We start from the raw sequence: 22,345 nt of genomic DNA on the forward strand, positions 1-22,345 counted from the left end.
GTGGCCTCGCGGTAGATCCACAGACTCGTTATCAGGCCCTCGGGCCAGCCACGATAACGCGGCTCCGGCCGATCCCGCGGGGACGGCGACCGCAGGATGCGCCCCCCGATCTCTCCGGAGAGCGGGGGCGCTGTCGTGATCTACACTGCCGGAGGTCGCTGGATCACGGCTTGAGTACTCGCCGCTGAAAGCAGGCCACCACGAGGTGCAATGGGTGACATGGGCTTACTCCGCCGCTCCTCCGATCCGCCTGCCCGGCCCCCAGACCTGCGCCCGCCCCGCTCGATGTGGTGGTGGATCATCCCCGGAGCGCTGCTCATCGGTGCTGCCGCCTGGGCCACCATGCAATGGCTGCTCGGGGACCTGACAACCCTGACCCCCGAGCAGGCCACCATCCGCATCGAGGCGGCCCGCACCGCGCTGGCTGCCGCGGCCGGTGTCGGTGCCGCGGTGACGCTAATGCTGGCGGTGCGCCGGCAGCGGCACCAAGAGCTGGCCACCGCGCACACCACCCATGACGCCACCGAGCGGCGGGTCACCGAGCTGTACACCAAGGCCGTGGAACAGCTCGGCAATGCCCAGGCCCCTGTCCGGCTCGGAGGGCTGCACGCACTGGAACGCCTCGCCCAGGACACCCCTCAACTCCGCCAGACGATCGTGGACGTGATCTGCGCCTATCTCCGCATGCCCTACACCCCACCGCCCGAGCATGAGGACCGGCAGGCGAAGATCCGGGCAGCGCACCGCGCCGTCCGGGCCCGAACCCGGCCATCCACTGATACGCCATGGCGTGATCCCGCGGAGGAGCGGCAGGTCCGCCTCTCCGCTCAGCGCATCCTGCGCGCCCACCTGCACTATCTGCAATCGAACGCACGCCGACGCTGGTGGCAGCGCCCATCTACGCCACCACGGCTCTTCTGGCCCGACATCCGGCTCGACCTGACCGGAGCTACCCTCCTCGATCTGGACCTCTCCGCCTGCCGCATTGGCAACGCCCAGTTCGGCATGGTGGCCTTCTCCGGGGACGCCAGGTTCGACGGCACGACCTTCTCCGAGTCCGTCACGTTCGACCAGGCGACGTTCTCCGAGTCCGTCACGTTCGACCAGGCGACGTTCTCCGGGTCCGCGGTGTTCGACGAAGCGACGTTCTCCGGGTCCGCCAGGTTCGAAGGGGCGATCTTCTCCGGGTACACCAGGTTCGGCCAGGCGACCTTCTCCGAGGGCGCCGGGTTCGAGGGGGCGATCTTCTCCGGGTACGCCACGTTCGGCCAGGCGGCCTTCTCCAGGTCCGCCGTGTTCGGTCGGGCGGCCTTCTCCGGGTACGCCGTGTTCGACCAGGTGACCTTTTCCGGGTCCGCCGGGTTCGACGGGGCGACCTTCTCCAAGGACGCCAGGTTCGGCGGGACGACCTTCTCGGGGTACGCCGTGTTCGGCGGGGCGATCTTCTCCGGGTACACCACGTTCGACGAAGCGACCTTCTCCGAGGACGCCTTGTTCGACAAGGCGACCTTCTCCGGTCCCACCAGGTTCGACGAGGTGACTTTCTCCAGGTCCGTCAGGTTCGGCGGGGTGACCTTCTCCGAGTCCGTCACGTTCGACGAGGCCACCTTCTCCGAGGGTGCCGTGTTCGGCGGGGCGGCCTTCTCCGGGCACGCCGTGTTTAGTCAGGATGAGCAATCCAGGAATGTCGATCTCGACGGGGCGGCGGTATCTCCGGCGTCGGAAGCGAAGCGGGTGTGGCCAACTGGGTGGCGCGTAGAAAAGGCATCAGATGGACAGAGCGACGTCCTTAAGAAAGCCGACTCGGCAGCTACCGAGGGCGAAGCCCCACAACACTCCAGCGAGGCTATTTCAGATCCTCAGCGGGAGTAGTTGAATCTCAATCAGCTCGATCTGCGGTGCGCATGGTCGCCGAGGTCCGTCCGAACTATTCGACCGAGTGGGCGGCGATGAAGGCGGTCGCGGCCAAGCTGGGGGTCAAGACGCCGGAGACGGTTCGGATCTGGGCGCGTAAGGCGCAGGTGGACGCCGGGCAGCGCCCGGGAACGACGTCGCAGGAAGCGGCCGAGATCAAGCGGCTGCGGGCGGAGAACGCCGAACTGAAGCGGGCCAATGAGATCCTGAAGGCGGCGTCGGCCCTCTTCGCGGCCGAGCTCGACCGGCCACACAAGCGCTCGTGCGTTCATCGACGAGTTCAAGCAGGGTTCGGGGTCGAGCCGATCTGCCGTGTCCTGACCGGCCACGGGTTGAAGATCGCAACCAGCACCTACTACGCGGCCTCCCACCGCGAGCCCTCAGCCCGAGCGCTGCGGGATGAGGAGATGAAGAAGGAGATCGCCCGCGTCCATCAGGACAATTAGGGCGTCCGTGGATTCCGGAAGGTCTGGCGGCAGCTGCACCGGGAAGGGATCGTCGTGGCCCGTTGCACGGTCGCCCGGCTGATGCGCGAACTCGGCCTGGAAGGCGCCCGCCTGTCAAAGGTCAGCTTCTCCGGCACCATGTCCCGATGATGAGGCGGGCAGATCATGCCCGTAACCCTCGCACCGCGCCATGGTCGCCTCGGTCCGCTCGGTCTCGATCAATCGATTGGCCAGCGCCCAGCTGCCGTTCTGACAGCGAGGGTTCCCGATATCCGGCCGGTCAGGCGACGGTTCTGGTGTGGCGGGGGAGGCCGTGGGTGTCGAGGGTGGTGGTGAGGGTGCGGAGGGCGCGGCGGAGGGTCATTTCGTCGAGGTGGGCGTAGCCGAGGACGATGCCGTTCTTGGGGTGGGAGTGGGGGTGGTAGTAGTCGGCGAGGGTGGCGGTGATGACGCCCCGGTCGTGGAGGGTGCGGGTGAGGTGGGCGGCGGGGAGTGAGGGTGGGAGGAGCAGGGTGGCGGTTGTGCCGGTGTGGGAGCCGAGAAGGGTGGTGTCGGGGTAGGCGGCGAGGGACTGGCGGAGGAGGGTACGGCGCTGGGCGTACAGGGTGGAGAGGCGGTCGAGGCGGCGGGTGGCGCAGCCGGAGCGGAGCAGGTCGGCGGTGACCTGCTGGGCCATGGCGGACGGGGGTTCGGGGCCGTACGGGACGCGGGCTCGGATGGTCGGCGCCAGGGGGCGGGGGAGGACGAGGAAGGCCAGGCGCAGGGACGGGGTGAGGATGTCGCTGAACGAGCCGTACATGAGGGTGCGGGTGGGGTCGCCGGAGGCGAGGACGCTGGGGCGCGGGTTGACGCTCGGGTTGTAGACGCCGTCGAAGGCGGGTTCGACGATCAGGGCGTCGTGGTCGGCGGCCCAGGCGGAGAGGGCGTGGCGGCGTTCCATGGACATGCGGGCCCCGAGGGGGTCGTTGCGTTCGGGGGAGATGACGACGGCGTCGCAGCCGGTCGGGATCAGGTCGACGCGGGCGCCCGCGCCGTCCACGGGCACAGGACGTACGGTGGCGTGCCGGGCCAGCGCGTTGCGGAAGCCGGCGGGGGACGGGTCTTCGAGGGCGACGGTGACCGGTCGTTCGCCGCCGCCGGGGAGGGCGAGGCGGAGGGCTTCGGCGTACCCGGAGACGACGATGATCTCGTGGTGATCGAGGACGAGACCGCGGGTGTCACGGAGCAGGGCGGCGATCGCGTAGCGGAGTTCGAGGAGGCCGGCGAGGGGCGGCTCGTCGGCGGGCGGGGCGTGGTGGCTGGCGCGGCGCCAGGCCGCGCGCCAGGCGGCGATGGGGAAGGCTTCGGCGGTGCGCCGGCCCGGGGTCAGGTCGACCGGGCCTCGCGCGGGCGCCGAGGGGGCGGTCCGGGGCGTGCGGTCGTTCTCGGCGCGGGTACGGGTCGCCACGTACGTGCCGGAGCCGTGTTTGCCGGTGACGTACCCCTCGGCGAACAGGATCTCGTACGCGGAGAGCGCGACCCCGCGCGATATCCCGAGCACCTCGGCCATGGTCCGGGTGGACGGCATGCGGGTGGCCGCGGCCAGCTGGCCGGAGTCGATGGCCTGCCGCAGCTGGTCCGCCATCTGGTCGTGGAGCGGGGTGGGCAGGCTTCGGTCCAGTCGGATCGGAACACGTAGTCCCTGCGGGTTGCGCATCCATTCCCCCTGTTCACGACAGCATGGCCGCCACGGTCAGGGACGGCGGCAGCGGTGGTCCCGGGTGCGGGCCCACCGGCCGCCTCCCTCATCAGGAAGGCGTGACATCCCGTTCCATCCGATGGAACCCCGCCGGCGAGGCCTCACACACCCAACAGAGCGACCCAAAGCCGACGATTCTCGCCGTCATCCAGCGCCGTCGACGCAGGCTTGGCCGGTTCACGCGGCACCGCCGAGAGCGACCGGGTTTCGTCCCGTTTGGGCCTCTTAGCGGTCCGAGGGGCGGTAGCAGCAGCGGAGGCCGGTCTGGACCGTGGTGCGGAGTTCCTCGCCGATGATGGGGTCGGCCTCGGTGATGCGGGCCAGGGCCCGGCGGATGGCCTTGCCGACGGCGATCCTGGCGCGCTCCTCGCTGCCGGTGAACCGGCGGACCCGGCCGCTCATGCCGGTGGCGGCGGCCAGCTCGTCGACCAGCCAGTCGCGTTCGGCGCGCAGCGCCTCGGTGCGGCCGAGGTCGTGCTGCGACTCCAGCTCGTCGATCTCGGCCTGCAACTGGGCCAGGCGCTGCTTGTACGTGCGCTTGGCCTGCTCGTCCAGGAGCGGCTGCCCGGTGTCGGTCTCGCCCTCCGTCATGCCGGGCCCGGCGGCCAGGTCGGTGGCGCGGATCTCACTGCCGGGGTTGGAGATGAGGGTGGCCAGGTGGCGCATGCCGACGCTGTGGTCGACCAGCACGCTGCGGCCGCTGAGCTCGATCAGCCAGTGGCGGCCGTGGCGGCGGCACTTGCCGGCGTCCTTGGACTTGACCGGGGTGCGCGCCTCCGGAGCGGCCGGCAGCAGCATGCCGAGCTCGTCCGCCTCCTCCTGCGCCTGCGCGAGCTCCCGGTTGGCGGCCTCGTCGTTCGGGCCGCCGCGCCGGGCGAGCGCCTGCCCGAGCCGCCACCGCGACAGCACCGCGGCCGGCCAGTGCCCGAGCGCCAGATTGTCCTGTACGGCCCCGCGCAGATGCTCCACCGCCCGGTCCACGTCGCCGACCGTGAGGCTGGCCATGCCGAGCGTGTGCCGGGTGGAGCCGAAGCAGGAGACGCCCAGACTCACGATCATGGGCAGCCGGGCGAACGGGGTGAGCAGGTGGTACGCCTGGGCCGCGGTCTCGGCGTCGTCGAGCAGGTGGGCGGCTTCCACGATGCCGTACATGGTGGTGAGCCAGCTGCTGGAGCGGGGCAGGTCGCCGAGGTCGCGGCCGCGCAGGCGCGCCACCATGCCGGCGGCGAGCCGTTTGTCGCCGTTGCTGGCGGCGGCGACGGCGAGGGCGGCGAAGTAGGAGTTGTCGACGGCGCTCAGCATCGGCGAGTTGACCATCTCCATCAGCACCGGGACGAGTTCGGCGATCCGGCCCTGGTACCAGCGGATGGTGCCGAGCTGGCCGCCGTACCAGCCGGTGGTGTCGACGTCGCCGGCGGTGGCGCCGCGCTCGGCGGCGACGTTGGCGAGGGTCTCGGCGTGGCCGAAGCGGCCGGTCCTGATGGCGAGCATGACGTCGATGGCGCTGACCACGAAGCCGACGGCGCGGTGGTCGTGCAGGTCCAGCCGGCCGCGCAGCTCCTCCAGGGCGCGCTCGGCGTGCGGGTCGGCGGCCAGGAAGCGGTCCACGGTCTGCCAGAGCAGGCCCATGAGCAGGTCGCCGCGGCGGCCGGTGCTCCCGGCGTGGGCGACGAGCTCTTCGGCCAGGTCGGCGCGGAGCATGCCGTGCTCGGGGGCGAGCAGGCAGTGGTGGGCCAGGCTGAGGGCTTCGGCGAGGGCCTGCGCGTCGCCGGCCCTGCGGGCCTCCGCGACGACCTTGATGATGGCGGCGTGCTCACCGTTGCGGTAGTCCTCCTCGCCGGTGAGCCGGGCCCGCAGGCGGAGGGCGAGGGTGGAGCGCGGGTCGATGCCGGACAGGGCGTGCCGCTGGCGCATCCGGACCAGGCCGGCGTCGACGGTGGTGCGGTGCTCGTGCACCCAGACCCCGCCGAGCCCGAGCGCGGCCCGTGCCATCGCGATGGAGTTGTCCTCCCCCTGCGCCATCCGGTACGCGTCGTCGAACCACCGTCTGGCCGCCTGCAGGTCCCCGTCCACGTAGAGCGCGCGTTCGCCGGCGACGAGCGTGAATTCGATGCCGTCGCCGAAGTCGGCTGATAAGGTCTCCAGCCCTTGTACCAAGCTCACGGCTTCCTCTCATCCTGCAGGTCGTTTCGGTTCCCCCAGGCCCCACGCCTGTACGACTCAAGTGATAGACGACCCGGGTTGCATGTCCCTTGACGGCCGCTTGCTGTGACCCGTGTTGGAACAGCGTGGAACGCCCTATCTGGAGAAGCCCCGCCGGACGCCGGATTTCGGCACAGAGGAACACTCGTTGGTCACAACGGTCCCGAGCGGTGAGCGGTTCATTGAAATGAGAATTATTTGCGCCTGGGCGGGCGGCGGTGCGCGGCCCGGTGCGAGCCGGTGCCGGTCAAAGCGCGGACCGACAGTTCGTCGTACCGCTCCTGGTCGGCTTTCTCCCTGCTCAGCAGGGTGCCGGCGACGGCGCACAGGAAGCCGAACGGGATGGAGACCAGGCCGGGGTTCTCCAGCGGGAAGACGTGGAAGTCCACTCCGGCGGGGAGCAGTGACAGGCTGGCCCCCGTCGCCGGGTCGATCTTGCCGGAGACCACGGGGGAGAAGGCCATCAGCAGCAGCGAGCCGAGCAGCCCGCCGTAGATTCCTGCGACCACGCCGGTGGAGTTGAACCGGCGCCAGAACAGCGACAGCACGATGGCGGGCAGGTTGGCGGAGGCGGCCATGGCGAAGGCGAGCGCCACCAGGAAGGCCACGTTCAGGTTCCTGGCCACCACCGCCAGCACCACGGCCAGCGCGCCGACCAGGAAGGCGGCGAACCGCGCCACCGCGACCTCCTGCGACTCACGCGGCCGGCCCAGCATCAGCACGTGCCCGAAGTAGTCGTGCGCGAGCGAGGTGGAGGAGGCCAGCACCAGGCCGGAGACGACGGCCAGGATGGTGGCGAAGGCGACCGCGCCGATGAAGGCGAGCAGGATGTCGCCGCCGAGCGGCCCGCCCGCGAACTCGCCGAGGGTGTGCGCGAGTTGCAGGGCGGCGGTGTTGCCCGCCGGGTCCTGGGCGGTGATGGCCTCCTGGCCGACGACGGCGGTGGCGCCGAAGCCGAGGGCCAGGGTCATCAGGTAGAAGAGGCCGACCAGGCCGATCGCCCAGTTCACGGAGGTACGGGCGGCGCGGGCGTCGGGCACGGTGAAGAACCGGCTGACGATGTGCGGCAGCCCGGCCGTGCCGAGCACCAGGGCGACGGCCAGGCTGATGAAGTCCAGCTTGTTGATGAGCGTGCGCAGCGGGTCGCCCTCGATCTCCCTGCCGTACTTGAGGCCCGGCTGGAGGAAGTCGGCGGAGCGGCCGCTGGCCTCGGCGGCGGCGCCGAGCATGTCGCTCAGGTTGAAGCCGAACCGGCCGAGCACGAGCACGGTCAGCACGGTCGTGCCGGCCATCAGCAGCACGGCCTTGATGATCTGCACCCAGGTGGTGCCCTTCATCCCGCCGTACGTGACGTAGAAGACCATCATCATCCCGACCACGATGATGGTCAGGACCTTGGCCGAGCCGGCGGACAGGCCGAGGAAGGTCTCGCCGGGGTGGATGCCGAGCAGCAGGGAGACCAGCGCGCCCGCGCCGACCATCTGGGCCAGCAGGTAGAAGACCGAGACGGTGACGGTGGAGACGGCGGCGGCGGTGCGCACCCGAGGCTGCCGCCTGGCCCGGTAGGAGAGCACGTCTGCCATGGTGAAGCGGCCCGCGTTGCGCATCAGCTCGACCAGCAGCAGGGTCAGCAGCCAGGCGACCAGGAAGCCGATGGAGTAGAGGAAGCCGTCGTAGCCGGACAGGGCGATGATGCCGGCGATGCCGAGGAAGGACGCGGCGGACATGTAGTCACCGGCGAGGGCGAGGCCGTTCTGCGGTCCGGAGAAGGCCCGGCCACCGGCGTAGAAGTCGTCGGCGTCACGGGTGTTGGCCCGCGCCCAGAGAGTGATGCCCAGGGTGATCAGGATGAACACCACGAACAGGCCGAACGTCAGGAAACGGCCGTCGCTGTGCATGTCAGCCCCTCGTCCAGTTCTCGATCCGCCGGCGCTCGGCCATGACCCGCTCGATGTGCTCGCGTTCGGCCTGGCGGCGGCCCGCCTCGTCGCGCAGTTGCGCGGAGAGCGGGTCCAGCATGCGGCGGGCGTACCGGGTGTAGCGCCAGGCCAGCAGGAAGGTCGAGACGAACTGCAGCACGCCGAGGAGCAGGGCCATGTTGATGTGGCCGAAGGCCGGGCGGGCCATGAAGTCGCGGGCGAACGCGGACAGCGCGATGTACAGGAAGTACCAGCCCAGGAAGGACGCGACGAGCGTGCAGGCCAGGCGGCGGAACCTGGTCCTGAGCAGGCGGAACCGGTCGTCTTGGGCGAGGGCGGTGAATTCGCCGGGGACGGCGGCGCGGCGCGGCGTCTCGGCCATCGGCCCTCCCATGGTCACCGTCTGTGCTCGTGTCACTTCACAACGAAACCAAACGATAAGGGCGGGTGCTGGCTTTTTCCGGAAAACGCCGAATAACTAATCGGCTTCGGCGCTGCCGCTCACCCGGAGCTTGCGCCGGGCCCGCTCGTAGAAGGTGGTGGTGCCGAGCCGTACGACATGGGCGGCCGAACGCCGGGCGCTCACGGTGATCGACTCGCCGGGGTCGAGGTGGCCGCCGACCTGGCCGTCCACCTCGACGGCGAGGCGACCGCTGGAGGGCAGCACGTCCAGGGTGACCTCCTCGTCGATGGAGAGCACCAGGGCCCGGTTGAAGGTGGAGTGGGCGGCGGCGGGCACCACCAGGAAGCCCTCCACGGTGGGCGAGACGATCGGCCCCCCGGCCGAGAAGCTGTACGCGGTGGACCCCGTCGAGGTGGCCACGATGACCGCGTCGGCGGCGAGCCGGACGAACGGGTGACCCTCCACCGAGACCGACACGGCGGCCAGGCCGTCGCCGGGCGTGCGGACCAGGGCGATGTCGTTGAAGGCCCGCCGCTCGCCCTCCCGGGGGAGCATGGCCTGGATGGCCATCCGCGGCTCGATCGTGTACTGGCGGTTGTCGATGGCGGACAGGGCGGGCTGGAGCTCGTGCACGTCGATCTCGGCGAGGAAGCCGAGTTTGCCCAGGTTGACGCCGAGCACGGGGGTGCTGCGGCCGGCGTTGAGGCGCATCGCGCGCAGCATGGTGCCGTCGCCGCCCAGGCTCACCAGCAGGTTGGAGCGCCCGGCGAGCGCGGCCGCGTCCACGGGGACGGCGCTGCAGTCGATGCGGTCGACCTCCTCGTGCAGGCCGAGCACGGTCACGTCGCGGCTCCTGGCCCAATCGATGATCGTCTGGATGGCCTCTCTGGAGTCCCGCTTCGGGTGCAGGACCATACCGACCGTACTCACCATGCCCATGGGGTAACTCTAGGTGAACCATCTGAACCCCGACTCATCGGCCGTAGTCCCATAAGGACAGAAATCAGATGAAATATTGATCTCCGGAACCCGTGTAAGTAGATTTCACGTTCAGCTGTCCAGGGGGCTTGGCGACGGCCGGAGGGCGGCATGAGCGACTTGGTGGAAACGGCGCTGGAGTTTCCCGCCGTCCTGTTCACGTTCGCGCTGCTGGTCGTGCTGGTGTTCTGGGTGCTCGTGGTGACCGGGCTGGCCGATCTGGACGACGGCGAATTGCTGAGCATTCCGATGGCCGCGGCGGTCTCGTTTTTCGTGGCCGTGGCCTGGTTCGTCACGCTCGCCGGAACACATCTCTTCACTGGTGGCCCGGCCCGGGTCGCCGTGCTCGCCGTCGCGCTGGCCGGGGGCTGGCTCAGCGCGCGCCTGCTGCTGTCCGCCGTGCGCAAGGCGCTGCCCGCGGTCCGGGCGCCGTCCCGTACGGACTTCGTCGGCCGCCTCTGCGTGCTCCGCACCAGCACGGTGACCCGGGATTTCGGCCAAGCCGAAGTGCACGCCGAGGACGGCTCCTCCGCGGTGATCCAGGTCCGGCAGACCGGCACCGACACCTTCCGCGCGGGCGGCACCGCGCTGATCTTCGACTATGACGCGGAAGGCGAGTTCTTCTGGGTCATGCCCTACGAGGGGGAACTCTGAATGGACGTCATCTCCGCCGGGTTCGGCATCTTAGTCGCCGTCATCCTGCTGATCGTGATCGGTCTGGTGTTCATCATCAGCCGCCTGTTCCGCAAGGTGGAGCAGGGTAAGGCGCTGATCGTCTCCAAGGTGCGCCGGGTGGACGTGACGTTCACGGGCGCGGTCGTGCTGCCCGTGGTGCACAAGGCCGAGGTGATGGACATCTCGGTCAAGACCATCGAGATCGAGCGGTCCGGCAACGAGGGGCTGATCTGCCGGGACAACATCAGGGCCGACATCCGGATCACCTTCTTCGTCCGGGTCAACAAGACCGCGGAGGACGTGGTGAAGGTGGCCCAGGCCATCGGCACCGCCAGGGCCAGCGACGAGGGCACCCTGCAGACGCTGTTCAACGCCAAGTTCTCCGAGGCGCTCAAGACGGTCGGCAAGCACCTGGACTTCGTCGACCTGTACACCAAGCGGGACGAGTTCCGGGACCAGATCCTGCGCGTCATCGGCACCGACCTCAATGGGTACAGCCTGGAGGACGCGGCCATCGACTACCTGGAGCAGACGCCGCTGGCCAAGCTGGACCCGGCCAACATCCTGGACGCCCAGGGCATCCGCAAGATCACCGAGTTGACCGCCATCGAGCACGTGCGCACCAACGAGTTCCAGCGCAACGAGGAGAAGGAGATCACCCGGCAGAACGTGGACGCCCGGGAGGCCATCCTGGAGCTGGAGCGCCGCCAGGCCGACGCGGAGACCAAGCAGAAGCGCGAGGTCGAGACCATGCAGGCGCGCGAGGAGGCGGAGACCGCCAAGGTGCGCGCCGAGGAGCGCCTCAAGGCCGAGGCCGCGGCGGTGCGGACGGACGAGCAGCTGGGCATCCAGCGGCAGAACCGGGACCGGGAGATCGCCGTCGCGCAGAAGAACCGCGAGCGGGTCATCGCCATCGAGACCGAGCGCATCGAGAAGGACCGCCTGCTCGAGGTGATCGCCAGGGAGCGGGAGACCGAACTCTCCACGATCGCCAAGGACAAGGAGATCGAGGTCGAGAGGCGGGCCATCGCCGAGGTGACGCGGGAGCGCATCGCGGTCGACAAGACGGTGGCCGAGCAGGAGGAGCACATCAAGCGGCTGCGCGTGGTGGAGGAGGCCGAGCGCACCCGCCAGGCCGTCATCATCGGCGCCGAGGCCGAGGCCCAGGAGAACCTGGTCAAGGACATCAAGGCGGCCGAGGCCGCCGAGCAGGCCGCCAAGTTCCGGGCCCGCGAGGAACTGGTGCTGGCCGAGGCCCGGCAGCAGGCGGCCGAGCTGGACGCCCGCGCCAAGATCCGGCTGGCCGAGGGCGTGCAGGCCGAAGCGGCCGCGGCCGGCCTGGCCGAGGTGCAGGTCAAGGAGCGGGACGCGGCCGCCATCGAGAAGGTGGGCCGGGCCCAGGCCGCCGTCGAGCGGGAGAAGGCCCTGGCGAGCGCGGAGGGCACCCGGGAGCGGCTGAAGGCCGAGGCGGACGGCGAGCAGGCCAAGGCCCTGTCCGCCGCCATGATGGTGGGCGAGAAGCTGAAGGCCGAGGCGGAGGGCCTGACCGAGAAGGCCGCCGCGATCGCCGCGATGACCGACGCGGGCCGGGGCCACGAGGAGTACCGGCTGCGCCTTGAGGCCGAGAAGGAGATCCGGCTGGCCGGGGTCAAGGCGCATCGCGAGGTCGCCGAGGCGCAGGCCGCCGTGCTCTCCGCGGGGCTCCAGCAGGCCAGCATCGACATCGTCGGCGGCGACTCGGTGTTCCTGGACAAGCTGGTCGGCTCGGTCGCGCTGGGCAAGAGCGTGGACGGGTTCCTGGACAGCTCCGAGGCGGCGCGGTCGATCGCGGCGCCGTACCTGAACGGGACGGGGAGCCTGGCCGACGACCTGGCGAAGATCGTCAATGGGGTGGACAGCGCGGACGTGCGGAACCTGACGCTGTCGGCGTTCCTGCTGCGGCTGATCCAGACCGGTGGCGCGGACACCGACAAGCTGCGTGAGCTGCTGACCACCGCGCAGCGGCTCGGCGTGGCCGAGGCCCCCATGGCCACGGTCGCCGCGCTCGACCCGGCCAAGTCGTGACCGCCGATGTCGAGAAGGCCGATGTCGAGAAGGCCGATGTCGTGACGGCCGGTCTGGACGCGGGCACGTACGAGATCCTGCGGGCCCGGCTGGCCGGGCAGGCCGGCGAGCTGGCCGCCGCGGCGGAGCAGCTCAACCAGCGGCGGCTCGGCGTGTTCGGCAGCTCCGAGCTGCGGCTGATCGGGACCGAGCGGATCAGGACCGAGAACAACTGCGTGCCCAGGGACATCGTCTCGGCCGGGGACACGATGGTGTTCGGCTACAACGTGTTCATCGGGCTGAAGCCGCAGACCGCGGTGGCGGACGTCTTCGCCTTCCACCGGTTCTCCCGGGACGGGGACGCCTTCCGGTTCGACGACGCGCCCAGCCTGTTCACCGACCCGCAGTTCGAGCGGGACTTCGGCGAGCTGTACCGGTACTACAAGGAGACGCGCCTGCTGCAGCTGCGCCGGGTGGAAGGGCGGCTGCTGGCGGTCTTCCAGACCGGGCCGCAGGACATCCGGGTGCTGCGCTGGGCGGTCGGCAACGACGGCGGGCTCACCTACCTGGACAACCGGGGCGAGCGCGACCACGTGTTCCCGCCCGCGCACGACTTCGAGTGGGTGGAGACCACCCGGGACGACCACGTGCTGGGACGGCATCCGCACATCTCGATCGGGGGCGAGGTGTTCGTCGAGACGGTCGGCGGCGACCTCACCATCAAGGTCGAGAACAACACGGAGACGGGGGAGGGCGTCTACCGGGAGCCGGTGGCGGAGCCGCTGCAGAGCCTGGCCGACGCGGACGTCTGGCACGCGCGGGTGGGGCCGCTGATCCTGCTGAAGATCAGGCCGTACAAGGAGACCGAGTGGCGGTACCTGGTGTTCAACACCAGGACCAGGGAGGTCGTACGGCTGGACGGCATCGGGCAGGCGTGCCGGCGGCTGCCGGAGGACCAGGGGATCATCTTCCCGGGCGGCTACTACCTGACGACCGGCGTCGTGAAGACCTTCGAGACCGACGTGGCCAGCCTGGAGTACGAGCGGGTCATCCGGGCCGAGGAGGACGTGCTCTACGTCTTCCACGCCCGGGAGGAGGGGCGCTCGCTGCTGCTGCCGTACAACGTGATCCGCAAGGAGGTGGCGACGCCGATCTCCTGCCACGGCTACTCGCTGTTCGACGACGGCACGCTCGTGGTGTTCAAGGCGGTGTCGGACGAGCCGACCCGGGTGCATCCGATGCAGGTGTGGCAGACGCCGTACCAGACGGAGACGGCGGCGCCGACCGGGACCGGGCCGCTGGAGCGGATCGGCAACGGGGAGCTGGTCCGGGGCATCTCGGACTGCCTGTCGATCACCCGGATGGTGCGGGAGATGTCGCCGGCCGCGCCGGTCTTCGAGGCGCTGATCGCGGCCTGCGAGCGGGCCTTCGACGCCTACCACTGGCTGGGCGAGCACGGGCTGCGGGAGCCGCTGACCGCGCTGCGGGCCACCGCCGAGCAGGTGCTCGACGAGTTCGAGAACGTGCAGGAGATGACCGCGCAGGCCGTGCTCGCGCTGGACGAGGCGGCGGCGCGGATCAAGGCCGTCGACGGGGACGGGGTGACCCGGCTGGCCGAGCTGCGGCGGGCGCAGGGGCACCTGGTGACGCTGCGGGAGCGGCGGCACATGGACCTGGCCCGGCTGGACGGCATGGCGGCGGGCCTAGCCGAGGAGCTGGCCGCGACCGCCGGGCGGGTGGTCGGGCAACTGCGGGACGCGGACGCGTTCACCGGCTACCACGACGAGGTGAACCGGCTGGCCGCCGACGCGGAGGCGATCACCACCGTGGCCGGGGCGGGACCGGTCACCGACCGGCTCGACCGGCAGGCGACCGGCCTGGAGACCCTCGTCGAGGTCGTCGGCACGCTCGACGTCGACGCCACCGCGCGCACCGCCATCCTGGAGCACGTCGGATCGGTGCTGGCCGGGATCAACCGGGCCAGGGCCACCCTGGACGCGCGCCGCCGCGAACTGCTGGGCAGCGAGGGACGCGCGGCCTTCGCCGCCGAGTTCGCGCTGCTCGGACAGGCCGTCGCCGCCGCGCTCGCCGGGTCCGGCACGCCGGAGCGCTGCGACGAGCAACTCGGGCGGCTGCTGCTCCAGCTGGAAGGGCTGGAGTCGCGGTTCACCGACTTCGACGACTTCCTCGCCCAGCTGGAACGCAAACGGGAGGACGTCTACGAGGCGTTCTCGGCGCGCAAGCAGACCCTGCTGGACGAGCGGGCGCGCCGGGCCGACCGCCTGGTGGAGTCCGCGGACCGCATCCTCGGCAGCGTACGGCGTCGCTCGGCCGCCCTGGCAAGCCTCGACGAGGTCAACACCTACTTCGCCACCGACCCGATGGTGGGCAAACTGCGCGGGGTCGCCGAGGAGCTGCGCGAACTCGGCGACCAGGTGCGGGCCGAGGAGCTGGACGGCCGGGTACGGGCCGCCCGCCAGGAGGCCGGGCGCAGCCTCCGCGACCGCCTCGACCTGTTCGACGGCGACGCCGTACGGCTGGGCAGGCACCGGTTCGCCGTCAACACCCAGCCCGCGGACCTGACCCTGGTGCCGCACGAGGGCGGCCTGGCCTTCGCCATCACCGGCACCGACTACCGCTCGCCCGTCGCCGACCCGGCCTTCGCGGACACCCGGCCGTTCTGGAACCAGCTCCTGATCTCCGAGACCGCCGAGGTCTACCGCGCGGAGCACCTGGCCACCGCCGTGCTCGCGGCCGGGAACCCGCCCGAGGGCGACCTGCTGGCGCACGTACGGCGGGCCGCCGAGGAACGTTTCGACGAGGGCTACGAGCGGGGCGTGCACGACCACGACGCCGCCGCGATCCTGGACGTGCTCCGCCACCTGCACGCGGGCGCCGGCCTGCTGCGCTACCCCGCGCCGGCCCGCGCCGCCGCCCAGTTCTTCTGGGCCTTCGGCACGGACGAGCCCGCCCGCGCCCGCTGGACGACACGGGCGCGCTCGCTCGCGCGGGCCCGGGAGCTGTTCGGCGGGACGGCGGCGGCCATCGCGGAGCTGCGCGGCGAACTGGCCGAGGCCGTCACCGCCTTCGCGGGCGAACACGGGCTCACGGCCGACCAGGACGCGGCCGAGTATCTCGTCGAGGAACTGGCCGACCACGCCGACGGGTTCGTGACCAGCGCCGAAGTCCGCTCATTCCTGGACAGATTCCGCGGCTCACTCGGACCGGAACGGGCGGCGGCGCTCACCGGGGAACTGGGCACGCTCGACCTGTGGGCCCGCCACCAGCTCGCCCTGGCCTGGCTGACCGCCTACGCGACGACCGCCGGCGGGACGGACCTGCTGCCGGAGGCGGTCGCGGTGCTCCTGTGCGACCTGCCCCGGCAGGAGTCGTCGGCGGCGCTGACCGGCACGGCCGACGGGCTGCTCGGCGCGCACCCCCGCATCGACGGGCGGCGGCTGGAGATTCGGCTGGACGAGATCCTGGCGCGCACCCGGCGGTTCCGCGACGAGCGCATGCCCGCCTACCGCGACTACCAGCGCCGGCGGGGCGAACTCGTCGAGGCGGAGCGGCTGCGGCTGCGGCTGGCGGAGTTCCGGCCGAACGTGATGAACGCCTTCGTACGCAACCGGCTGCTGGACGAGGTCTACCTGCCGCTGATCGGCGACAACCTGGCCAAGCAGCTGGGGGACGGGAACCGCGTCGACCAGATGGGCATGCTGCTGCTCATCTCGCCGCCCGGCTACGGCAAGACCACCCTGATGGAGTACGTGGCCGGCCGCCTCGGGCTGGTCTTCGTCAAGGTCAACGGCCCGGCGCTCGGTCACACGGTGACCTCCGTGGACCCGGCCGAGGCGCCCAGCGCGACCGCGCGGCAGGAGATCGAGAAGATCTCGTTCGCGCTGGAGTGCGGCAACAACGTGCTGCTCTACCTGGACGACATCCAGCACACCTCGCCGGAGCTGCTGCAGAAGTTCATCTCGCTGTGCGACGCGCAGCGCCGGATGGAGGGCGTCTGGAACGGGCGCGCCCGGACGTACGACCTGCGCGGCAAACGCTTCGCGGTGTGCATGGCGGGCAATCCGTACACCGAGTCGGGGCAGCGGTTCCGCATCCCCGACATGCTGGCCAACCGGGCCGACGTCTGGAACCTCGGCGAGGTCCTGTCCGGCAGGGACGAGCTGTTCGCGCTCAGCTACATCGAGAACGCGCTGACCTCCAACGACGTGCTGGCCCCCGGCGCCGACCGCGGCGACATCGCCCAGCTCGTACGGCTCGCGCGCGGCGAGGGCAACGCCGACCAGCTCGACCATCCGTACGGGGCGGCCGAGCTGGAGCAGGTGCTGGGCGTGCTGCGGAACCTGCTGCGCGTGCAGGAGGTGGTGCTGGCGGTGAACCGCGCCTACATCGCGTCGGCTGCGCAGGCGGACGCCAGCCGTACCGAGCCGCCGTTCCTGCTGCAGGGCTCGTACCGGAACATGAACAAGCTCGCCCAGCGGGTGGTGCCGGTGATGAACGAGACCGAGCTCAACGCCATGATCGACGATCACTACCTGGGGGAGGCGCAGACGCTCACCTCGGGCGCGGAGGCCAACCTGCTGAAGCTGGCCGAGCTGCGCGGCACGCTTGGCCCGGCCCAGAGTGCCCGGTGGGCGGAGGTCAAGGCCGGCTACCTCAGGGAGCGCGCCCTCGGCGGGGACGGCGACGACCCGATGAGCCGGGCGGTGGGCGCGATCGGCCTGCTCGCCGACCGCGTCTCCGGCATCGAGAAGGCCCTCACCAGAGGCGAGACCTAGAGGGCGGCGCGGTAGACGTCCCCGACGAGCTTGGTGATCTTCTTCGTGGCGTCGGCCCAGGGGGTGGTCTGGGTCGTCAGCAGGACCATGATGTAGCGGTCGCCGAGCACGCCGGTGGTGTGCAGGACCGGGTGCACGAAGTCCACGTCGGCCGACGCGGCGCGGGCGCGTACGCACGTGGAGGGCGGCACTGAGCCGTACCCGGACCAGCCCTGCTTGACCGCCCAGGGCTTGGGCACGGCCCGGGGAATGCCGAAGAACTGGTCGAAGCCGTCGCTGCCGCACTGGCCGGCCTTGCGCAGCTGAGTCATGATCGTGTCGCGGACCTTGGGCTCGGCCTTCTCCAGCAGGTAGCGGTAGACCTTGGCGATGTCGAGCGCGCTGATGGCGGTGTAACCCCAGAAGCCCGGTTTGTCGGCGGGCGGCGGGCCGGTGTCGGTCAGGCCGAGGCGCTTGGACATCCGCAGAATGATCTTGCCTTGGCCGCCGCGCCGCCACAGGGCGGTGGCCGCGTTGTCGTCGCTGACGCGCAGCATCGGCTGGAGCAGTGCCAGGTCGGGCTTGGCGACGTCCTCAAGGTGGTCGATGGCGATCAGCAGCTTGACGACCGAGGCGGACCGGAAACGTTTGTGCACGTTCCGGAAGACGGTCACCTTGCGGGCCTGGCGGTCGAAGACGACGTAGCCCGCCGTCACTCCCTTGGGCACGAGCACGGGCTTGCGCGCGGTCCGGGTGGGGGAGGGCGTGGCCTCGGAGACGAACGAGGCCGCCTTCGACACCGGGACTTCCGCCTCCGGCGCGCAGCCGGCGACGGCGGGAGCGGCGAGAAGAAGGGCAACGGAGGCCACCATGGTCGGGCGCACGCGCCCAAGCTAGCCGAGGATCACAGTTCGGCGTGACGATATGAATCACTTTCGGGTTGCGCGGGACAGCGGCTTCGCGGTTGTTCGCGCGCCCGGTGAGCTATTGCCACTAACCTTCTGTGCTCATGCTGCTACTGCGGGTCATCGCATCCTTCGTCCTGTTATCGCCGCCCGTTCCCAGCACGGAGGTGGGCCAGCTGCTGGGGGTGCCCGCGTACTTCGCGCCCGCCACCTGGGGGCGGCTGAGCGGCCCCGGGATCGCGGTCGCCAACCCGGTCTCCGGGCCGGGACGCACCGTGGACGCCGAGCTCGCGCAGGCCATGCGGGCGGCGCACGAGCGCGGCGTCACCGTGCTCGGCTACGTGACCACCGGCTACCTCGGGCGGACCGGCAGAGTCACCCGGTTCGGCGAGACCGGCCGCGCCGCCTGGCTGGCCCAGACCCAGCAGGAGATCGCCGCCTGGTACCGCCTCTACGGCGAGCACGGCCTGACCGGCGTCTTCCTGGACGAGGTCGCCGACGACTGCGCCTCCGCCGACGGCTACCGCGACCTGCGCGCCTTCACCCGCCGGTACGACCCGGCCGCCCGCCTGGCCGCCAACCCCGGCACCGGCGTGCCCGAATGCTTCTCCGACGTCGCCGACGTGCTCGTCTCCTTCGAGGGCGACCTGGAGACCTACCGCGGCTGGCAGCCCCCGCAGTGGCAGCTCACCCAGGACCCCCGCCGCTTCTGGCACCTCGTCCACGACGCCCCCGCCCCGGCCGAGGCCATGAACCTGGGCAAACAACGCAACGCCGGATACATGTACGTGACCCCCGACGTCCTCGCCAACCCCTGGGACACCCTGCCCGGCGACGACTACCTGGCGGCCGAGAAACAGGCGGCGCAGGCCACCGACACCGTGCCGCCGTCCCGTCCGGGCCAGCCGGAGGCGGTCCGCCGCGACCTGGTCAGCCTGTCGCTGCGCTGGTCCGCGTCGCCGGACGCCGTCGCGTACGAGGTCTACGTGGACGGCCAGCACGTCACCGGCACCCTCGGCGCGACCCCCGCCGTCGAACTCGCCCAGCTCAGGTCCGGCCGGCCGTACGAGATCCGGGTCCGGGCCAGGGACCACGCCGGCAACCTCTCCCACTTCAGCCCGCCGGCCCGGCTCTCCACGCTCCCGTGCCCCGGCGTACGGCCCGCGCCGCCGGAGGACCTCGCCGCCGCCCAGATCCGCCCGTCCGGGCTGCGCCTGAGCTGGACGGCCTCCCCGGGCGCGCACGCCTACGACGTCTACCGCGACGGCCGCCTCATCTCCACCACCCCCGGTACGGCTCTCGCCGTCGGCGCGCTCAGCCCCGCCACGCCGTACACCTTCACGGTCGTCGCCAGGAACGACGCGGGCGGCGCGTCCGGACCCGACCTGACCGTCACCACCGCCACGGCCGGAAGCGCCCCCATCACCGACCCGGCGGGCGAGATCGGCCCCGACTCGGTCGTCTACTCCGTCCGGTACGGCACCGCCTTCGACGTGCACCAGGTCCTCCTCGACCTGGACGGCGACGAGACCACCGGCCTGCCCGTGCTCGGCCTGGGCGCCGACCACCTGGTGGAGAGCGGCTGGCTGTTCCGCCACCAGGGCCCGGCGTGGGCCTGGACCCCGGTCGCGCCCGTGGACCTGGACGTCTCCGACGACCTGCACGTGTGGCGTGTCCCCAAGTCCGCCCACCCGGCGATCTCCGCGCATCGGGCGGTCTTCCGCGGCGCCACCCCGGACTCCTACAGCGAGGTGATCACCGTCGAGTGATCAGCTGTCCCACAGGTCGGGCACCCGGCTGCTGAGCTTCTCGGCCGCGGACCACAGTTCCAGCAGCCAGGGCACGGCCTCCCCGGTGCCCGCCACCAGCGAGCGGTCCTCCGTGAGCGTGCCCACCCGCGGGTCGAAGGCGCGCCCGGAGGGGTCGGTGACCCGCAGGCCCGCCTCGGTGGCGATCAGCGCGCCCGCGTGCAGGTCCAGCTCGCCGATCTCGTAGCCGACGATGCCGTCCAGGTCGCCCCTGGCCAGCATGACCCAGCTCAGCAGCGGCGCCCACAGCCGCAGCACCCGGGTGGACTCCCGGTCGAGCACCAGCCGCAGCGCGGTCGCGGTCGGGTCCTCCGGCGTGACCCGGTAGCCCTGGTTCCACGCCAGCGTCGGGCGGCTGCGCGGGGGCCGCTCCCGCCGGACGAGCGGGCGGTCCCGGCCCGCGAACGCGCCCTGGTGGCGCACGGCCGACCAGGTGTGCCCGGAGCCCGGCTCGTGCACCGCCGCCACGACCGGCAGGCCGCGCAGGCAGAGCGTGATCCCCACCGTGTAGACGTTGAGGCCCATCGCGATGTTGTTGGTCCCGTCCAGCGGGTCGACCAGCCAGTTCCACCGCACGTCGCCGCTGAGCGTGCCCGCCTCCTCCGAGACGATCTGGTGGTGCGGGTAGCGGGCCCTGATCCGGTCCACGATCAGCCGCTCGGCGGCCAGGTCCAGCTCGGTGACCAGGTCGCCCTCGCTCTTCGCCCAGACGTCGAAGTGCCGGTCGGACCGGCCGCGCAGCAGGCTCCCGGCGCTCTCGGCCGCGTCGATCGCCACATACCGGGCCTGTTGAAGGTCAACCGTCTCCCGCCGCATCCCTGAAGCCCTTCTCGCCGGGATCACCGGTCCAGTCCCAAGACTTTCGCCGCGATGCACAGTTCGTCGTGTCCCCCGGGATGCCTGATCACGTCATGTGAGGGCGCCGCTACGTCTCCCAGACTAAGTTCCTGGTTCTCGCGATGGTTGTCGGCCATCACAAGTGTGGCGGTCGCGCCAAGGGCGGCGGTGGCGTGGAAGCGGCCCGCCGCGAGGCCGTAGAACTGGCCGGCGCCGAAGTGCTCGGAGGCGACCGTGGTCTGCCGGACCAGCCGGGAGGTGCGCCGCAGCCGGTCCCCCGCCGAGCCGGGCCGGATGGTGAAGACCCGGTGGGTGGGCGCGGTGTCGTCCGGCACCACGTCGATCAGGTCGTTGCGGAGCGTCCCGGTGAGCACGTAGCTGGTCAGGCCCCAGCTGTGGGCGTGCACCGGGGAGGTGGTGGGCGCGTCGAACACCAGGTCGTCCGACCAGACGTGCAGGCAGAGGCCGAACCTCGGGCCGCGGTGCATGGGCACGCACAGGAAGCCGAGCGGGTGCCGGACCGTGACGGGGCTCGATCTGAGCAGGTCGTGCGCGGCGGCCAGGAACGCGCCGTCGGGGGAGGCGGCCAGCAGCATGCGCCGCAGGCCCGCCGCGTGTTCGCCGGCCTGGTGCGGCCCGCCGGTCCGCTCAGGAGTACGGGTTCTTCGGCCGGATCGCCTTGGCGACGATCTGCGGTATGAGGTCATGGGAAACCACCAAGGGGACGTCGAGTGCGTCGAAGAGCCGGAGGACCTCATCGACGGTCGGCTCGGCGCTGAGCGCGATTCCGTCTGCTTTATCGAGATGGACCGGCCTGGCCTGATCGAGACTGGTCCGCAGTTCGGTTTCGTACGAGGCGTAGAGGAAACTCTGCCGGGGCACGACCATGGCGGGCCCGTCGTCCTGGGTGATCACCAATCTGTCGTCGGACATATCACACCGGAAGATTCCCATGGTGGTGGCCAGGCCGATCCGCACGTCCAGCAGGCTGTACATGGCCTGGTACCAGCAGGCCGCGAAAATCGTGGCGTACGACTCCAGCTGGGTGCGCTCGGTCGTCCATATTTCGCCGGTTCCGTCCGGGAGTTCCGAGACTGAGCGGCGAAAACGGGCGTACCGATCGCACACGGTTAAGTCGGTGGGGTCCAGGATTTCCAGGCGGACGTTGAGCGGGCGGCGTTCCAGACGGGCGCGGCGAATCAGCTCCGGCAGGGTCACGGCGCGGATGTACGTTCCGGTGCCGCCGCGGAACAGCCACCGCCCGGTGTTCTCCCGCGCCCGGGCGAGTTCCTCGGCCACCGACTCCCGACGTGACCTGATCTGGGCCAGCGACTGCTCGCCGAGCGCCACCGTGGCCTGCGCGAGCACCGTGTTGGCGCGGGCCATCTCGGCGGCCACGCCGTCCATGCCGCGCAGCGTCTCGACGATCTCCTCGGTCATCTCGGCCCGCCGCCAGCGGTCCCGCAGAATCGACAGGGAAAGCACGCCCAATGTGACCAGAACGGCATTTCCGGTCACTGCTTCCGACGCGACGGACGTGATACCCAGGATGCCCACCACGACCGCGATGCCCAGAGCCAGTACGGCGTCCGCCTCGTTGGCGAGCCTGCCGAGTATTCGCAGCAACGTCACCCGACCCCCAGGAATGGTGATGCGAGTAGGGTAACAGGGAAATAGCGGGAAATGCAGTCCTAGTTACTCG

General features: G+C 70.9%; 14 protein-coding genes and 1 pseudogene. 6 read left to right on the forward strand and 9 right to left on the reverse strand.

Annotated features, from left to right (window positions below):
* Positions 1–219 precede the first annotated feature (219 nt).
* Positions 220–1,872: a pentapeptide repeat-containing protein gene (locus tag Aph01nite_RS19535; RefSeq protein ID WP_204042356.1), complete on the forward strand. Its 1,653-nt coding sequence runs from the start codon at positions 220–222 to the stop codon at positions 1,870–1,872.
* A 32-nt stretch (positions 1,873–1,904) separates the two neighbouring features.
* Positions 1,905–2,480 (forward strand): annotated as a pseudogene (locus tag Aph01nite_RS19540) (IS3 family transposase); the annotation flags it as partial.
* Between the two features lie 160 nt (positions 2,481–2,640).
* On the opposite strand, the gene Aph01nite_RS19550 reads toward Aph01nite_RS19540, so the two are convergent.
* From Aph01nite_RS19550 to Aph01nite_RS19570, 5 genes are all read right to left on the reverse strand, one after another.
* Positions 2,641–4,056, reverse strand: coding sequence for an aminotransferase-like domain-containing protein (locus tag Aph01nite_RS19550; RefSeq protein WP_204042358.1), 1,416 nt, complete (start codon positions 4,054–4,056; stop codon positions 2,641–2,643).
* Positions 4,057–4,323: 267 nt separating this feature from the next.
* The gene (locus Aph01nite_RS19555) at positions 4,324–6,261 is read right to left on the reverse strand and encodes a hypothetical protein (protein WP_239161816.1); all 1,938 of its coding nucleotides are present in this window, start codon (positions 6,259–6,261) and stop codon (positions 4,324–4,326) included.
* A 233-nt stretch (positions 6,262–6,494) separates the two neighbouring features.
* Complete coding sequence (locus Aph01nite_RS19560; protein WP_204042359.1) at positions 6,495–8,198, reverse strand: monocarboxylic acid transporter; 1,704 nt, start codon at positions 8,196–8,198, stop codon at positions 6,495–6,497.
* Position 8,199: 1 nt separating this feature from the next.
* Complete coding sequence (locus Aph01nite_RS19565; RefSeq protein ID WP_204042360.1) at positions 8,200–8,601, reverse strand: DUF485 domain-containing protein; 402 nt, start codon at positions 8,599–8,601, stop codon at positions 8,200–8,202.
* Positions 8,602–8,697: 96 nt separating this feature from the next.
* Positions 8,698–9,561, reverse strand: coding sequence for an NAD(+)/NADH kinase (locus tag Aph01nite_RS19570; protein WP_239161817.1), 864 nt, complete (start codon positions 9,559–9,561; stop codon positions 8,698–8,700).
* Between the two features lie 150 nt (positions 9,562–9,711).
* Here Aph01nite_RS19570 and Aph01nite_RS19575 point away from each other — a divergent pair, with 150 nt between their 5' ends.
* The 3 genes from Aph01nite_RS19575 to Aph01nite_RS19585 are packed head-to-tail and all read left to right on the forward strand — an operon-like array spanning position 9,712 to position 17,114.
* On the forward strand, positions 9,712–10,254 hold the full coding sequence (locus Aph01nite_RS19575) for a hypothetical protein (protein ID WP_204042361.1): 543 nt from the start codon (positions 9,712–9,714) through the stop codon (positions 10,252–10,254).
* Complete coding sequence (locus Aph01nite_RS19580; RefSeq protein ID WP_204042362.1) at positions 10,255–12,339, forward strand: flotillin family protein; 2,085 nt, start codon at positions 10,255–10,257, stop codon at positions 12,337–12,339.
* Positions 12,336–17,114, forward strand: coding sequence for a DNA repair ATPase (locus Aph01nite_RS19585; protein WP_204042363.1), 4,779 nt, complete (start codon positions 12,336–12,338; stop codon positions 17,112–17,114). Before Aph01nite_RS19580 ends, Aph01nite_RS19585 begins: the two co-directional genes overlap by 4 nt.
* On the opposite strand, the gene Aph01nite_RS19590 is transcribed toward Aph01nite_RS19585, so the two are convergent.
* Positions 17,111–17,977, reverse strand: a complete 867-nt coding sequence (locus Aph01nite_RS19590) for a serine hydrolase (protein WP_239161818.1) — start codon at positions 17,975–17,977, stop codon at positions 17,111–17,113. The genes Aph01nite_RS19585 and Aph01nite_RS19590 overlap by 4 nt on opposite strands.
* 125 nt (positions 17,978–18,102) lie before the next feature.
* Here Aph01nite_RS19590 and Aph01nite_RS19595 point away from each other — a divergent pair, with 125 nt between their 5' ends.
* Positions 18,103–19,767, forward strand: coding sequence for a spherulation-specific family 4 protein (locus Aph01nite_RS19595; RefSeq protein WP_204042364.1), 1,665 nt, complete (start codon positions 18,103–18,105; stop codon positions 19,765–19,767).
* Here the strand turns inward: Aph01nite_RS19595 and Aph01nite_RS19600 are convergent, their stop codons facing one another.
* Genes Aph01nite_RS19600 through Aph01nite_RS19610 form a run of 3 tightly spaced genes read right to left on the reverse strand, consistent with a single transcriptional unit; the run spans position 19,768 to position 22,275 of the window.
* Positions 19,768–20,622 (reverse strand): inositol monophosphatase family protein, encoded by an 855-nt coding sequence (locus Aph01nite_RS19600; RefSeq protein ID WP_275419256.1) that lies wholly within the window; start codon positions 20,620–20,622, stop codon positions 19,768–19,770.
* 23 nt (positions 20,623–20,645) lie between these two features.
* Positions 20,646–21,239: a hypothetical protein gene (locus Aph01nite_RS19605; protein WP_204042366.1), complete on the reverse strand. Its 594-nt coding sequence runs from the start codon at positions 21,237–21,239 to the stop codon at positions 20,646–20,648.
* 52 nt (positions 21,240–21,291) lie between these two features.
* Positions 21,292–22,275, reverse strand: a complete 984-nt coding sequence (locus Aph01nite_RS19610; protein WP_204042367.1) for a hypothetical protein — start codon at positions 22,273–22,275, stop codon at positions 21,292–21,294.
* Positions 22,276–22,345 lie beyond the last annotated feature (70 nt).

The sequence above is a fragment of the Acrocarpospora phusangensis genome, from assembly GCF_016862995.1.
GTDB lineage: Bacteria > Actinomycetota > Actinomycetes > Streptosporangiales > Streptosporangiaceae > Acrocarpospora > Acrocarpospora phusangensis.

What these genes read in the sequence shown, in the direction of transcription:
- Aph01nite_RS19535 (WP_204042356.1), top strand. Translation starts at nt 220, where the DNA reads ATGGGCTTACTCCGCCGCTCCTCCGATCCGCCTGCCCGGCCCCCAGAC.
- Aph01nite_RS19550 (WP_204042358.1), bottom strand. Translation starts at nt 4,056, where the DNA reads ATGCGCAACCCGCAGGGACTACGTGTTCCGATCCGACTGGACCGAAGC.
- Aph01nite_RS19560 (WP_204042359.1), bottom strand. Translation starts at nt 8,198, where the DNA reads ATGCACAGCGACGGCCGTTTCCTGACGTTCGGCCTGTTCGTGGTGTTC.
- Aph01nite_RS19565 (WP_204042360.1), bottom strand. Translation starts at nt 8,601, where the DNA reads ATGGCCGAGACGCCGCGCCGCGCCGCCGTCCCCGGCGAATTCACCGCC.
- Aph01nite_RS19570 (WP_239161817.1), bottom strand. Translation starts at nt 9,561, where the DNA reads ATGGGCATGGTGAGTACGGTCGGTATGGTCCTGCACCCGAAGCGGGAC.
- Aph01nite_RS19575 (WP_204042361.1), top strand. Translation starts at nt 9,712, where the DNA reads ATGAGCGACTTGGTGGAAACGGCGCTGGAGTTTCCCGCCGTCCTGTTC.
- Aph01nite_RS19580 (WP_204042362.1), top strand. Translation starts at nt 10,255, where the DNA reads ATGGACGTCATCTCCGCCGGGTTCGGCATCTTAGTCGCCGTCATCCTG.
- Aph01nite_RS19595 (WP_204042364.1), top strand. Translation starts at nt 18,103, where the DNA reads ATGCTGCTACTGCGGGTCATCGCATCCTTCGTCCTGTTATCGCCGCCC.
- Aph01nite_RS19600 (WP_275419256.1), bottom strand. Translation starts at nt 20,622, where the DNA reads ATGCGGCGGGAGACGGTTGACCTTCAACAGGCCCGGTATGTGGCGATC.
- Aph01nite_RS19605 (WP_204042366.1), bottom strand. Translation starts at nt 21,239, where the DNA reads ATGCTGCTGGCCGCCTCCCCCGACGGCGCGTTCCTGGCCGCCGCGCAC.